Raw genomic sequence first — 13,972 nt, 5'->3', positions numbered from 1 at the left:
CTTTTTTTATGGGCGCAATATGGTTACAGCAACTGCGATTAAAGGCCGAAAAGGCGGCAGCTCCAGCTCACGAACCCCGACCGAACAACCGGACGATCTGCAGTCTGTAGCAAAGGCGAAAATCCTCATCGCGCTTGGAGAGGGCGAGTTCGCTGGTCACCTCACTGGGAAGGATATTTACCTGGATGGTACTGCGCTCGAGAACGCCGACGGATCGCAGAACTTCAGTGGTGTTACGTGGGAGTTCCGCCCGGGAACGCAGGCTCAGAAATACATCCAGGGTATTCCCGGAACCGAAAATGAAATTAGCGTGGGGGCTGAGGTTTCCAGTGCAACCGCCTGGACGCGTACATTCACTAATACCCAGTTGTCGGCTGTGCGCTTGCGTCTGAAATGGCCCTCTCTTTTTAAGCAAGAGGACGACGGCGATCTCGTTGGCTATTCCATCAATTATGCTATCGATCTGCAGACCGACGGTGGCACATGGCAGACCGTGCTCAATACCAGCGTTACGGGGAAAACGACCTCCGGTTACGAGCGCAGCCACCGTATCGATTTACCGCAGGCGGGCAGCACCTGGACGCTTCGTCTGCGCAAGATAACCGCTGACGCAAATAGCGCGAAAATCGGCGATGTAATGACGCTGCAAAGCTTTACTGAGGTGATTGACGCCAAACTGCGTTATCCGAATACGGCGTTGCTCTATATCGAGTTTGACTCAAGCCAGTTCAACGGCTCCATCCCTCAGATTTCCTGCGAACCTCGCGGACGCGTAATCCGTGTTCCCGATACCTACGATCCCGAGACTCGAACCTACAGCGGTACCTGGACGGGCACGTTTAAGTGGGCGTGGACGGATAATCCTGCATGGATTTTTTACGATCTGGTGGTCACTGACCGCTTCGGCTTAGGCAATCGTCTCACTGCGGCCAATATCGACAAATGGTCGCTTTACCAGGTTGCGCAGTACTGCGATCAGCAGGTACCAGACGGCAAGGGCGGGAGTGGTACCGAGCCGCGATATACCTGCAACGTCTATATTCAGGACAGAAACGACGCCTACACCGTGCTGCGAGATTTTGCGGCCATTTTCCGCGGTATGACTTATTGGGGTGATGACCAGATTGTCTGCCTCGCGGATATGCCGCGTGATGTCGATTTCAGTTACACCCACGCCAATGTTGTTGACGGTAAATTCACCTACTCCAGCAGCACGACCAAGAGCAGGTACACAAACGCGCTAGTCTCATGGTCCGATCCGGATAATGCCTACGCTGATGCTATGGAGCCGGTTTTTGAACAGGCATTGGTAGCGCGCTATGGCTTCAACCAGCTCGAACTGACGGCCATAGGTTGCACCAGACAATCGGAGGCGAACCGAAAAGGGCGCTGGGGCATTCTCACCAATAACAAAGACCGTGTAGTGACCTTTAATGTCGGGTTGGACGGCAATATTCCACAACCTGGATATGTCATCGCTGTGGCGGACAGGAACCTTTCCGGACGTGATCTGGGCGGAAGAGTCGCCAGTGCAAATGGCCGGGTTATCAATCTTGATCGAGCTCCTGGTGCCACGGCAGGAGATAGGCTAATCGTTAACCTGCCTTCCGGTGTTGCTCAGTCACGCACTATCCAGGCGATTTCCGATAAAGCGGTCACTGTCACCACGCCGTATAGCGAAACACCAAACGCTGAAGCTGTCTGGTTGTTACAGAGTGATGAACTTTACTCGCAGCAATACCGTGTAGTTAGCGTGACGGACAACGATGATGGGACATTTACCATCGCCGGAGCTAATCACGATCCGGATAAATACGCCCGCATTGATATAGGGGCGATCATCGACCAGCGTCCGATAAGTGTTATTCCTCCGGGCAATCAGGCGCCGCCAGCAAACATCGTGATCAACTCTTTCTCGATGGTTCAGCAGAATATCAGCGTTGAAACAATGCGCGTCAGTTGGGACCAGGCGCAGAATGCTATCGCCTATGAAGCGCAGTGGCGCCGCAACGACGGGAACTGGGTGAACGTACCGCGCAGCTCCACCACGTCTTTTGATGTACCGGGCATTTACGCCGGGCGCTACCTGGTGCGCGTGCGCGCCATCAATGCTGCGGAAATTTCATCAGGCTGGGGATATTCAGAAGAGAAAACGCTGACGGGGAAAGTGGGCAATCCGCCGAAACCAGTTGGCTTTATCGCTTCTGAAAACGTGGTGTTTGGAATCGAGTTGAACTGGGGGTTCCCGGCGAACACCGACGATACGCTGAAGACGGAAATCCAGTACAGCCTGACCGGGGCCGAAGATGATGCGATGCTGCTGGCCGATGTGCCTTTCCCGCAGCGCAAATATCAGCAGATGGGCCTCAAGGCGGGACAGATTTTCTGGTATCGGGCGCAGCTGGTGGACCGAACCGGCAACGAATCGGGGTTCACAGACTGGGTTCGGGGCCAGGCCAGCATCGATGTTTCCGACATTACTGATGCCATCCTGGAGGATATTAAAGAATCGGACACGTTTAAGGACCTGATCGAGAACGCTGTCGACAGCAACGAAAAAATTGCTGGCATGGCCGAGGACATCAAACAGAATGCCGACGACATTGAGCAGCAGGCGCTGGCCATCCAGGAAAACTCAGATGGTCTGGTTCAGGCAGCTGTGAAGATCGACGAGATTTCTGTATCGATGGATGGCATGACGGGAGGGGTGAAGAACTCCGCTATCGCCATAATCCAGAACGGGCTGGCGCAGGTTACTTCGCGTCGATCTCAAACCGTGACGAATGCCGGAAACAGCGCCAGCATCGACCGCATTGATACAACGGTTGCGGATACCAGTTCGGCGGTTGCCCGTGCACTTGTTACGCTGGATGCATCTGCCGGTGGCAATATTTCCAACGCAACCGATCTCACCGAAACCCTGGCTGACTTCACTCAGGCATCTGCAACAAAAATCAATTCTCTGACCGTAACGGTGAATGAACAGACTGCTGCTATCACGCAAACCGCTAATGCGGTGGCTGACATTAACGGCAACATCAGTGCGATGTATAACATCAAAGTTGGCGTGGCCGCTAACGGGCAGTATTACGCTGCAGGGATGGGGATCGGCGTAGAGAACACTCCTTCTGGTATGCAGTCGCAGGTTATCTTCCTGGCAGATCGTTTCGCTGTAACCACGCAGGCTGGCAGCACTGTAGCATTGCCCTTTGTGATCCAGAACGGCCAGACTTTTATCCGAGATACATTCATCCAGGACGGGACAATATCTAACGCCAAGATTGGTAATTACATCCAGTCCAATAATTATGTTGCAGGGTCTGTAGGCTGGAAGTTGGACAAGACTGGTACTTTTGAAAACTATGGTTCGACGGCAGGAGAGGGGGCCATGAAGCAGACCAACCAGACAATCAGCGTCAAAGACGGCAGCAATGTACTGAGGGTGCAGGTTGGCAGGTTAACAGGAGTGTTCTGATATGGCATACGGGATACAAACCTGGGACGCGGCAGGGAAACCTAATAACTACGGTATCAAGCCAGTTTCCGTTGTTGGGCGTATACAACTGGCTGCCGGACAAACATCCGGCAGTTGGTCTTTTACGATTCCCTCCGGAATGAAAGTCGGCTTTGTTCTTTCACTCGATGAAGGAGGGAGCAGCGTAGGTCGGCGCATTGTAGCATCGGGGAACACTATTACCGTAACAGCTGCCTCTACTGTAGGCCTGGGGAATTATCCGGCTTCAAAGTGTGAGGTGGTCATTTTCATGGAGAAATCATAATGGCCGAATTTGGCGCAATGATATTAATGGATAACGGGAATCCCTTTGTAACGCCACAATCAACGCCTTTTTGTCTTTACGGAAAGTACACCTTTAATTCATCCGCTAACGGCAGCTCTCAGCAGGTCGCACAGAATATTGCATTGAACGCAAGTTATCCTGTGATGGTATTTATTAAAACCACCAATACAGCACAGCCCACGCCAGTTATGTCTTACAGGAATGGCGGCAATATCTATGTTGGCGGGGTTAACCCCTATAACCAGAGTTTCACCCTGACAGTATATGTATTTGCCGTATTCCCGCAGACATTACCGAAATGGGGTCTGGCTATTTGGGACGCCGCCGGAAAGCTTGTGCTGACAAATGAGTCTCGCGTTTTATCAGACCTGCAGACAGTTGGCACGCCGGGCGCAAACGGGGGGATCAATATTGACCAGACGCTCAGCGGTTCGTGGGCTGTCGCTCCTGCACAGTTGGGTCAGACCATAATCGTAAATAACTCCACCCAACCTCCTACCATTTACACAATCAATGCGTATTCGTCATGCAGATTCGATGGAACAACTACGAGGGTAAACGCAGGCGGGACTTCAACGGGGACAGGGGCGCCGGGAGGCGGTACAAATACCGGAATTTCATTAACAGCGATAAATACAGCGGCCTATGACTGATTGATCGTTTTGAGCGATCAATAACAGATAATTGATCTATCTAATCAATTATACCCGCCTATTTCATGTTGGTATTGTCTAAGTTAATGAATACCTTGGGATACCATCACATGAATAAGCTACTCATCTGCATGGCTGGGGCTGTCATGCTGTCTGGCTGCGCTGGCGTACTTGAGAAACAGGAGCCAGTTTGCAGCGGCACAGCCATCGTTGGCGGTCAGGAAAATACGGTTCAAATTTACGGCGTTCGCAAACAAAACAACCAGACGCAGTACCGAGCCGGATACCCTTTCAACTGGCGCTGGGTAAGTGCGAACACATTCACTGACACCACCTGCAAATAACCAACCATTTTGAATAACAACCTCGCTCTGGCGGGGTTTTTTATTGCCTGGAGAAAATATGCTTTATAACACTGGCACCATCGCTATTAACGGAAATACCGCCACCGGCACAGGCACGAACTGGACGGCTCCCGCCAGCCAGGTCCGCGCTGGCCAGACGATTATCGTCATGTCTAACCCGGTCCAGATGTTCCAGATTTCAGCAGTAAACAGCGCCACGTCAATGACGGTTACGCCAGCTGCTTCACCGGCGCTGAGCGGCCAGAAGTACGGCATTCTGATATCAGACAATATCTCGGTCGATGGCCTGGCGCAGGCGATGTCTCAGCTCATCAAAGACTACGACGAGAATATCGGTGCGTGGGAGACTTTTGCCACAACCACGGCAAACCAGAGCATCACTGTCACCATCAACGGCAAGGCAGTAAGCATTCCAGCGATCGGCAAGTTACTGCAGAAAGGAAGCAATGGTGCACTTGCTGTCGCAGATGGCGGTACCGGCGCAACGACCAAAGAAGACGCTCGCACAAACCTCGGTTTGGGAAGTAGTGCCACGAAGGATGTCGGAACCGCAGCTGGGAACGTCATGCAGGTGGGGGCTTTTGGGGTAGGTTCACCTCAGCAGAATAAGCCAAACGATGCTAATGCATCTTTTATCAGTGACGCTGATGGTTTAACTCTGTGGGCTCCAGCCAATGGTTGTGGTTATCAAAGTTCTTACAATACGCAGCGAATTGCGCAAATGTGGGTAACATCTAACGGTGCGGGGTACAGCCGATTTTTGACAAACACAAACCCTCAAACGCCAAAAACCGATGTACCGTGGACACTTTACCAGGCCTCTGGAACGTCAGACATTAACTTCAAAAAGGTAACCGGTAATCTTGATTTAAACGAGTCGCTTTCGAACATTGAGGCAATGGATTTTAAAACCTTCTATTACCTTGCAGATGAGGATAAAACGGTTCGCCGCGGTGTCATTGCTCAGGAGCTCGAAATGATAGATCCGCAATATGTTCACTCTGCTGAGGAATCGGGGAAAATGACGCTTGACCTCAACCCTCTTGTACTCGATGCGCTGGCGGCAATCAAAGCGCTGACAATCCGTGTGAAGGGACTAGAGAAACGGGTGGAGGATTAGGTAGCCGATGGGCTGCAAAGTTCATGCAGTTCTCTTTCTAAGCTTCTGACACGCTCTGCAAGCTCCTTTATCGCCTCCACATACAGGGCGCTCATTGCGCTGTAGTCCACAGTTTTGAGATCATTAATTTCTTCTCCAGCAGGTGTTGTGCCGGTGCCGCCAGAACTTACAGCAACCGGCAGAACCTGCTCCAGTTCCTGGGCGATAATGCCTGCGCTTCGTACCGTCTCTGATTCGGTGAGTTGAATGCCGAATGTGTAGCCCGACAGGGAACAAATCTTCTCCAGAGCGTTACTGACGAGCTCTTTGTCAAATTTAACTCGTTCGTCAGAGGTCTGGTTTACCGAAATACAGGTGAACCGGCCAGATGATTCAAACGAAAAACTATAGCCATTCGCTCCACCGTTATCGTTGCTGTCAGGTCTGAGTCGGATCGTACCGTCCTTAGGTGCATAGATTACCCCGCGTGATTCATTCCCTCCCGCACCATAAAACCAAACGTGGGCGTTCTGTGTATCGCTGGAGGCCCATACGTTTGATGAAGTTACGGCCCTTAGTGAGCCACCTGCGTTAATGCTGCCTGAGGCAGTTATGCTGTTCTGGCAGGTGATAGGATTTCGAAACTCAAAACTGTCACCGATAAAAGTGTATTTTCCAGCATAGAAAGTGAAATCCCCCTTCCCCATCCCTCCATTCGAATTGCCACCACTCAGGATTCCCGCGATATTATCAACGCCGCGGTAAAGTGCCTGGACAAAATCTGGAAGGATGGCCACCGATATCAGAAAGCGGGGATCATGCTCGGAGACTTTTTCAGTCAAGGCGTGGCCCAGCTCAATTTATTTGACGAGAACGCACCGCGGGCTGGTGGCGACAAGTTAATGGAGGTGCTGGATCAGTTGAACGCTAAAGGCGGGAAGGGCACGCTTTACTTTGCTGGGCAGGGCATACAGCAGCAGTGGCAGATGAAGCGTGAAATGCTCTCGCCGAGGTATACGACGAGATACGCTGATCTTCTTAGGGTTCGATGAGAATCAAAGCATAAATTGGTCCGCTTAGTGCCACAAGCAGACGTTGTTAACCCTGACATGTTATCTTTTCGATGGGAGCAGTGATGGTAAGAGGGGGATAGCATTTTACTGTCGTAACTTTTGAATGTTTGCTTGAAGCAATGCGTTAACATGAAAGGTAATCGGAAAATAATACTTACCTGGTCTGATTGTTCTGCCTGAAACTCATGCAATGAAATAGATACCTATATTACACTGGATAGTAATTATTCATTTGTAAGGCAATCAGTAATGGAGCAGCATTCGAACAATAAGCGCCGTACTTTCAATAGTGTAAGAATGTGGCAGAACCATAGTGATATGGTCAGTCAGGCGCTATCAGTGAGTATCCCGTGGTTCACATTTGTGAATGTCAGTTTTGCGCTGATCATTTTGTTTCGCAATATTCTCATCAGTAATTTTGATCGCTCGATCGGCGCACACACTGAAATATTGCCGTTTATAGACGAAATTACGAGTGGCATTATTGGTTTGTCGCTTCTGTTAGTACTTTTCATCTATCGCCTCCCTGCCAGATTTACACCTCTTTGTATGGCGATGCTAGTAACTATCAGCCTGATGTGGAGCTACTGTAGCTACAACTTTATCGTCTCGTGGCAACTGCCTTTTGCCTGGCCCCTCAGTGTCATCCTAGTGCTCACCGCGCTGGCAGCGCTTTATTATCATCCAACGGCCCTGTTACTTTTCATCACCCCATTATGGCTGACTGCCCTACTGGCTAGCGTGCAGATTAATCAGGGTGTTAACGTACGGTTTTTATTGGTCTGGCTTACTCTTACCGCCATTCTCATTTATGGTCGCTTTATACTACAACGCTGGTTTGATGAAGCCTGGTTACGTTATCAGGAGAACCGGATGCTTATTGCACGGCTAGATGTTATGGCTCACCAAGATGCGCTGACCGGGACGGCTAATCGGCGGTCAATGGAAAACTTTCTTGATGATGCTCTCCTACAGGCCGAGCCATTTTCGCTGCTCATGCTCGATGTGGACTATTTCAAACGCTATAACGACCACTATGGTCACCAGGCTGGAGATGAATGCCTGGCAAAAGTAGCCGATCTGATGAAGAGGTCGGTACGTACTCCAGCAGATTTGGTGGCACGTTACGGCGGCGAAGAGTTTGTCATTGTGCTGCCTGCATCCTCCCTGAATGAAGCTGCGCAGGTTGCTGAACGTATTCAGACGAACCTGCACGAAACTTCACTGCCACACGCCACTTCGGAGGTTAGTGAAATGGTGACAGTCAGCATGGGCATTACCCTTTCCAAAAGCGGTGACAGTACTGCTGGCATTATTGCCAGAGCGGATGAAGCCCTTTATCGGGCAAAACAACAGGGGCGTAATCGTTGGGAAAAGTAAAACCAGCCGCTCAGTGCCAGGAGCGGACATTACAATCATCACAGTGAACGAATCATTGGGGGCTGGTTAGTTTAGCTACTTAGTAAAGATAAACTTTTTAAGCTATTCTGAGCCGAATTATCTCGTGTAAGGACTCAGTTGATATGAAGATTATTGAAAGCGGGATTCGTGACGTTGAACAAGGTAAAAATGTAAAAGTTGTCATGCCTGTAAACCTCTATGAATGTGACCTAGGCGATGATGTTTTTGTAGGGCCATTTGTTGAGATACAAAAGGGATGTGTCATAGGCGACAGAACTAAAGTGCAGTCACACACTTTCATCTGTGAGAACGTTACCTTAGGCAAAGACTGCTTTATAGGCCATGGCGTAACCTTTGCTAACGATCTTTTCAAGTGTGGAAGTCCTGATGCTTCTGCAGAAACTTGGATACATATTGTATTAGGCAACGCAGTAATAGTGGGTAGCGGAGCAACAATTTTAACAACGGAAATTTGCAGTGGTGCGGTGATTGGTGCAGGTAGCGTTGTTACAAAGCCAGTGCTGGTAAAGGGTGTGTATGCTGGTAATCCGGCCCAGCTTTTGAGAACGCTTTAAGCATCACCTCTGCAAATTCTTAGCCCAAACTCATATTCTCCTTAGGCTGTTAACGCCCGCTTCTCGCTCTTAGCCAAGTGAGATCAATCTATCGGCAGGTTAGTGCCAGGAGCGGACATTGATGATAACGACAAAAATCAACATGACATCTGCCTGAGAAGAATATACGATCCATACATGTAATGTTATGGAGTATATGTTTATGGGTATTGTTAAAATTTCGGATTTGATGCATGAAGACGTCCGCGATGCCAGTAAAGCCATGTCGCGATCAGTGAACGCGCAAGCCGAATATTGGATCCGCCTCGGTATGATGAGCGAGCTTTACCCGGACCTTAACTATCAACAAATCAAGCTGATGATGCTGAAATCAGGTTCTGACCGTTTAATGGAGGTAATAAATGCCATCAATTCCCATTAAAACCGTCGATGAACTTGCCCGTCAACGTCATGCCGGGACACTGCTTGCTTCCGTCTTTGAAATGCTGGATACGTTTATTGTTCCGGGTGTCACTACATTAGACATCAATAACCGGGCAGAAAAATTTATTGTTGAGCAGTTGCAGTCCCGCCCGGCCAGCAAAGGACAATATGATTATCCTTACGTACTAAATACCTCAGTAAATGAAGTCGTTTGTCACGGCATCCCTAAAGCTAACGAATATCTGAAATCTGGCGCTGTCGTTAACGTAGACATTACCCTGGAGAAAGGGGGAATGATTGCTGACTCCAGCAAAATGTACCTGATCGGCGACGTTTCTCCTTTAGCTCGGCGCCTGGTGAAGAAAACCTGGGAAGCCATGTGGCTGGGCATTAAAGCGGTAAAACCGGGTGCGACTCTGGGTGATATTGGACATGCCATTCAGAGGCATGTTGAAAACAGTGGCTACAGCGTTGTCAGGGAATATTGCGGGCACGGCATCGGCAAAGAAATGCATGAAGCACCGCAGGTGCTGCACTACGGTAAACCCGGTACAGGTGAAGTGTTGCGTACGGGAATGGTTTTTACCATCGAACCGATGGTGAATCAGGGCGACAGTAAAATAAAAACTAAAAAAGACGGCTGGACAGTGGTGACCCGGGATAAAAAACTCTCTGCTCAGTGGGAACACACCATAGCAGTGACCGCTGATGGTTTTGAAGTCTTAACGCTGCGTAAAGATGAAGTCATTCCAGACAATATTCTTTAAAGCCCGGTCTCTTTGTAGAAAAACCAGAGTAAACCAACAGAGGATTACCCATAAGATTTGAACTCGCCCAGTCAGGAGTCGCAATCAACGTTTTCTTTGGGTGGCTGATAATGAGCAACAAAACCGCAATATAATTTTACTATATCAAGACAATATTAGCGGCGAGCAAAACGTCTGCTAGCTCATTGTGGACCTTTACTAACCAGAGGTCCGCTGTGTGCCAACAGCGGACCTTTTACCCTTACATGTGTATAAGCTCGTCCTCAGTCCTAAATTCTCAATGTATCGATAACCGCTCGTAGAGCAGGCGACACATTGCGGTGCGGATAATATAGAAATGAGCCTTCCAGGCGTTGGCTGTAACGTTGTAAAACTCTGATGAGCGAACCCTGTTCTAAATCCTCAGATACCAACTCCTCCGGAACATAAGCCAGTCCCAGGCCCAGCCTGGCCGCTTTGGCCTCCATATAGCTGTCCGCGAAAACCCACTGCCCCTGCGGCCGATGGGTGATTTTTTTACCGTTATGGTGAAGTTCCCATGAGTACAGTTTCCCGTCGCCAAACTGATAAGCGATGCAGGGATGAACCGCTAAATCTGCGGGGGCTTGCGGAAAGCCATAGCGACGAAAATGGTCAGGCGTGCCGACAACAGCCATCTCCATGTCTGGGGAAATACGCACAGCAACCATGCCACTACCTACTTCAGGCCCCAGGCGAACACCCGCATCAAACCTTTCGGCAATAATATCGACAAATCGGCTTTCGCTAATGAGTTCCAGTCGGATATCCGGGTAGCTCTTCTTAAATACCGCAAGCTTTGGCAGAAGCAATTTATCAATAGCATGCTGACTGGCATTGATGCGTACCGTCCCCGATGGGGACTGGCGATAATGAGCCAGCGTGTCCAGTCCCATATCTAAAGCGTCGAATCCTGCTTCAATGGTCCGGTAGAGCTTTTCACCGGCATGGGTGAGCGATAATCTGCGCGTGGTGCGCACCAGGAGCTGAACTCCCAGTCGTTCTTCAAGTTCCCGAACTGAACGGCTTATTCCTGATTGTGCCAGGCCAAGGCGATGTGCTGCTGCTGTAAAGCTCCCTTCCCGTACCACCTGCATGAACAGGTACAAATCATTATAGTTTTCCCGTTTCGCCATCATTCCGCTCCCGAAACCACATCTTAATTTAGAACAATATGGTATTAATCCTAGCACTTAACTCCCTCTAATCAGCACTATTTCTGCTAACTATAATGAGCGCATTGCTACAAAGCACAGCAGTGTTGTCCGTATGAAACCTGTTTCAATCACGTTTTATAAGGGGAGTTTTGATGACTGTTTTCACCCAAAAACTGGCAACTGCGATACCCGCCATGCTGCTATGTGCATCATTAAGTGGAGTCACAAACATGAGTTATGCTGATACAACTAATCCGAACGCGCCTGTTTCGCTGCTCGAAAAATGGGATAAAACATTCCCTGAAAGCACGAAAGTGGATCACCGTAAAGTGACCTTCCAGAACCGTTATGGGATCACTCTAGTGGGGGATCTCTACATACCGAAGAATCGTGGTGAGCGTAAGCTGGCGGCCATTGCCGTCAGTGGGCCTTTCGGCGCAGTGAAAGAGCAATCTAGCGGCCTGTATGCACAAACGCTGGCAGAACAGGGGTTTGTTACCCTGGCGTTTGACCCTTCATATACGGGAGAAAGCGGTGGCTCTCCACGTAATGTCGCCTCTCCGGATATTAATACCGAGGATTTCAGCGCGGCAGTTGACTTCTTAGGTCTGCAAAAAGAGGTTGATCGCAACCGTATCGGGCTGCTCGGTATTTGCGGCTGGGGCGGCATGGCCTTAAACGACGCCGCAATGGATACCCGCGTGAAAGCGGTGGCGACCAGCGTGATGTATGACATGAGCCGTGCGATGGGGCATGGTGTGGGTGATGGTAAAGACCGCTATTCCACTAAAGATCGTCGCGCCGTACTACAGTATCTGAACGCACAGCGTTGGAAGGATGCGGAAAATGGCACTTACGCGCCCGGCGGCCATGACATTAATGTTGATGAGAAGGGTAACGTCAGTGCATCGGATCGTGTTTTGCCGGAAACGTTACCTGCCAATCCTCATCCTGTTTTGAAAGAGTTCTTTGATTATTATCGCATGCCGCGTGGTTTCCATGCGCGTTCGGTCAATTCAACCGGGGCCTGGAATGCGACTATGCCGCTGTCATTTATGAATATGCCGCTTCTGAGTTACGCCAATGAAGTCACTATCCCTACACTTATTGTGACCGGCGAAAAAGCCCACTCACGCTATTTTGCCGAAGATGCCTTTAAGGCCATTGGCAGTAAAGAGAAAGAACTGGTGATTGTTCCGGGGGCAAACCACGTTGATTTGTACGATAACGTTGCGGGCAAGATCCCTTTCGAAAAATTTGAGCAGTTTTTCAAAGCTAATTTAAGATAACGACCTGAAACCGCCTGCTAATTGCAGGCGGTTTTAATCGTCCGCTCCCCATTCTCATCCACATGTTCTCGTTATTCTCTGAATAGCGTCTGTCCCGGCTGCTCTGAATCTCGCCGCGTACATATAAAGAGATGCTGATAATGTTCATAGTAAGTCTTAAAAGATCACCTAAGAAAACAGATGCGCACTGGGGTGGAGTGTTTGCCATGACGCTCTGCGTTTTTGTACTAATCGCTTCCGAATTTATGCCGGTCAGCCTACTGACGCCTATTGCCCGCGAGCTGCACATCACGGAAGGCCTGGCAGGCCAGGGAATTGCAATATCTGGCGCGCTGGCGGTACTGACCAGCCTGACTATCTCCCATATCGCCGGAGATCTGAATCGTAAATATCTTCTGCTGGGGCTAGCTGTCCTGATGGCCATATCTGGATTGGTTATCGCCATGGCGCCCACCTATCCGGTTTATATGCTGGGTAGGGCCCTGATTGGCGTCGTCATCGGTGGATTCTGGTCACTCTCAGCTGCAACCGCCATTCGGCTCGTACCGCAGCATCAGGTTCCCCGTGCGCTGGCGATTTTTAATGGTGGGAACGCGCTGGCTACCGTTGTGGCTGCGCCACTTGGTAGCTATCTGGGGACAACTGTCGGCTGGCGTGGGGCCTTTTTATGCATCGTCCCCCTGGCGATAGCCGCGTTCATCTGGCTATGGGTCAGCCTGCCCACTATGAAAAGCGATAAAAAACAAAAGCTAGAGGGAACTCTGCTTCGTCTGTTCAGCGACGCCATTGTACTAACAGGACTGCTAGCCTGCGGGCTCTTCTTTATTGGGCAGTTTGCCTTATTTACCTATGTGCGCCCCTTTCTTGAGAACGTGACCAACGTAGGTCCTGCTGGGTTCTCACTGATTTTGCTCGCAATAGGCGCAGCAGGTTTTGTCGGCACATTAGCCGTATCGATATTCCTGAATGCCAGGTTGTATCAAATTTTAATAATGATTCCCCTGCTTATGGCAACGGTAGCCGGTACATTGTTGCTGTTCGGACACAGCATCTGGGCGGTTACAGTTTTGCTAAGCCTGTGGGGGTTACTGGCCACGGCGGCGCCAACGGGATGGTGGACATGGATTGCACGGGCGCTGCCTGAAGATGCAGAGGCGGGTGGTGGTCTCATGGTTGCGGTGATCCAGCTTTCGATTGCACTTGGTTCAACGGCAGGAGGATTGGTATTCGACAGTCTGGGATGGCAAAGTGCTTTCGGCTTGAGTGGGTTATTACTGCTGGGGGCGGCAGCGATGACTTACGTCACATCTCTTCAAAACAGTAAGGCGCACTAGCACAATCCATTTATTTCA

13 protein-coding genes and 1 pseudogene are annotated in these 13,972 nt (G+C 50.1%); 12 read left to right on the top strand and 2 right to left on the bottom strand.

The annotated features are described in order from the left end of the window. The first annotated feature begins 19 nt into the window (after positions 1-19). From C3708_RS07130 to C3708_RS23855, 5 genes are all read left to right on the top strand, one after another. On the top strand, positions 20-3,475 hold the full coding sequence (locus C3708_RS07130; RefSeq protein WP_103948502.1) for a host specificity protein J: 3,456 nt from the start codon (positions 20-22) through the stop codon (positions 3,473-3,475). 1 nt (position 3,476) lies between these two features. Next, positions 3,477-3,779: a hypothetical protein gene (locus tag C3708_RS07125; protein ID WP_103948501.1), complete on the top strand. Its 303-nt coding sequence runs from the start codon at positions 3,477-3,479 to the stop codon at positions 3,777-3,779. Beyond that, entirely contained in the window at positions 3,779-4,453 is a 675-nt protein-coding gene (locus C3708_RS07120) for a hypothetical protein (RefSeq protein WP_103948500.1), read from the top strand. Before C3708_RS07125 ends, C3708_RS07120 begins: the two co-directional genes overlap by 1 nt. Positions 4,454-4,563: 110 nt before the next feature. Then, positions 4,564-4,797 carry a cor protein gene (locus tag C3708_RS07115; RefSeq protein WP_103948499.1) on the top strand — a complete coding sequence of 78 codons (234 nt, stop codon included), beginning with the start codon at positions 4,564-4,566 and terminating at the stop codon, positions 4,795-4,797. Positions 4,798-4,855: 58 nt separating this feature from the next. Next, on the top strand, positions 4,856-5,938 hold the full coding sequence (locus C3708_RS23855) for a tail fiber domain-containing protein (RefSeq protein ID WP_103948498.1): 1,083 nt from the start codon (positions 4,856-4,858) through the stop codon (positions 5,936-5,938). Here C3708_RS23855 and C3708_RS07105 read toward each other — a convergent pair. After that, positions 5,935-6,624, bottom strand: a complete 690-nt coding sequence (locus C3708_RS07105) for a tail fiber domain-containing protein (RefSeq protein ID WP_103948497.1) — start codon at positions 6,622-6,624, stop codon at positions 5,935-5,937. The two genes, C3708_RS23855 and C3708_RS07105, sit on opposite strands and share 4 nt — an antisense overlap. 12 nt (positions 6,625-6,636) lie before the next feature. Here C3708_RS07105 and C3708_RS07100 point away from each other — a divergent pair. From C3708_RS07100 to map, 5 genes and pseudogenes are all read left to right on the top strand, one after another. Further along, positions 6,637-6,969: pseudogene (locus C3708_RS07100) on the top strand (DUF4113 domain-containing protein); the annotation flags it as partial. Positions 6,970-7,308: 339 nt separating this feature from the next. Continuing rightward, positions 7,309-8,370 (top strand): membrane-associated sensor domain-containing protein, encoded by a 1,062-nt coding sequence (locus C3708_RS07095; RefSeq protein ID WP_370446870.1) that lies wholly within the window; start codon positions 7,309-7,311, stop codon positions 8,368-8,370. A gap of 143 nt (positions 8,371-8,513) precedes the next feature. Beyond that, positions 8,514-8,966: an acyltransferase gene (locus C3708_RS07090; protein ID WP_103946465.1), complete on the top strand. Its 453-nt coding sequence runs from the start codon at positions 8,514-8,516 to the stop codon at positions 8,964-8,966. 202 nt (positions 8,967-9,168) lie between these two features. Further along, the gene (locus C3708_RS07085) at positions 9,169-9,387 is read left to right on the top strand and encodes a ParD-like family protein (RefSeq protein ID WP_103946478.1); all 219 of its coding nucleotides are present in this window, start codon (positions 9,169-9,171) and stop codon (positions 9,385-9,387) included. After that, positions 9,368-10,156 carry a type I methionyl aminopeptidase gene (gene map / locus C3708_RS07080; RefSeq protein WP_103946464.1) on the top strand — a complete coding sequence of 263 codons (789 nt, stop codon included), beginning with the start codon at positions 9,368-9,370 and terminating at the stop codon, positions 10,154-10,156. Before C3708_RS07085 ends, map begins: the two co-directional genes overlap by 20 nt. Positions 10,157-10,425: 269 nt before the next feature. Here the strand turns inward: map and C3708_RS07075 are convergent, their stop codons facing one another. Beyond that, the gene (locus C3708_RS07075) at positions 10,426-11,310 is read right to left on the bottom strand and encodes a LysR family transcriptional regulator (RefSeq protein ID WP_103946463.1); all 885 of its coding nucleotides are present in this window, start codon (positions 11,308-11,310) and stop codon (positions 10,426-10,428) included. A gap of 173 nt (positions 11,311-11,483) precedes the next feature. Between C3708_RS07075 and C3708_RS07070 the strand changes: the two genes are divergently transcribed. Beyond that, a complete protein-coding gene (locus C3708_RS07070) occupies positions 11,484-12,620 on the top strand; it encodes an alpha/beta hydrolase (RefSeq protein ID WP_103946462.1) in 1,137 nt (378 codons plus the stop codon). 140 nt (positions 12,621-12,760) lie between these two features. After that, positions 12,761-13,954: an MFS transporter gene (locus C3708_RS07065; protein ID WP_103946461.1), complete on the top strand. Its 1,194-nt coding sequence runs from the start codon at positions 12,761-12,763 to the stop codon at positions 13,952-13,954. Positions 13,955-13,972 lie beyond the last annotated feature (18 nt).

Source organism: Lelliottia sp. 7254-16 (genome assembly GCF_002922995.1).
GTDB classification, from domain to species: domain Bacteria; phylum Pseudomonadota; class Gammaproteobacteria; order Enterobacterales; family Enterobacteriaceae; genus Enterobacter; species Enterobacter jeotgali.
The sequence above is the reverse complement of the archived record's forward strand: the minus strand, read 5'-3'. Positions and strand labels throughout refer to the sequence as shown.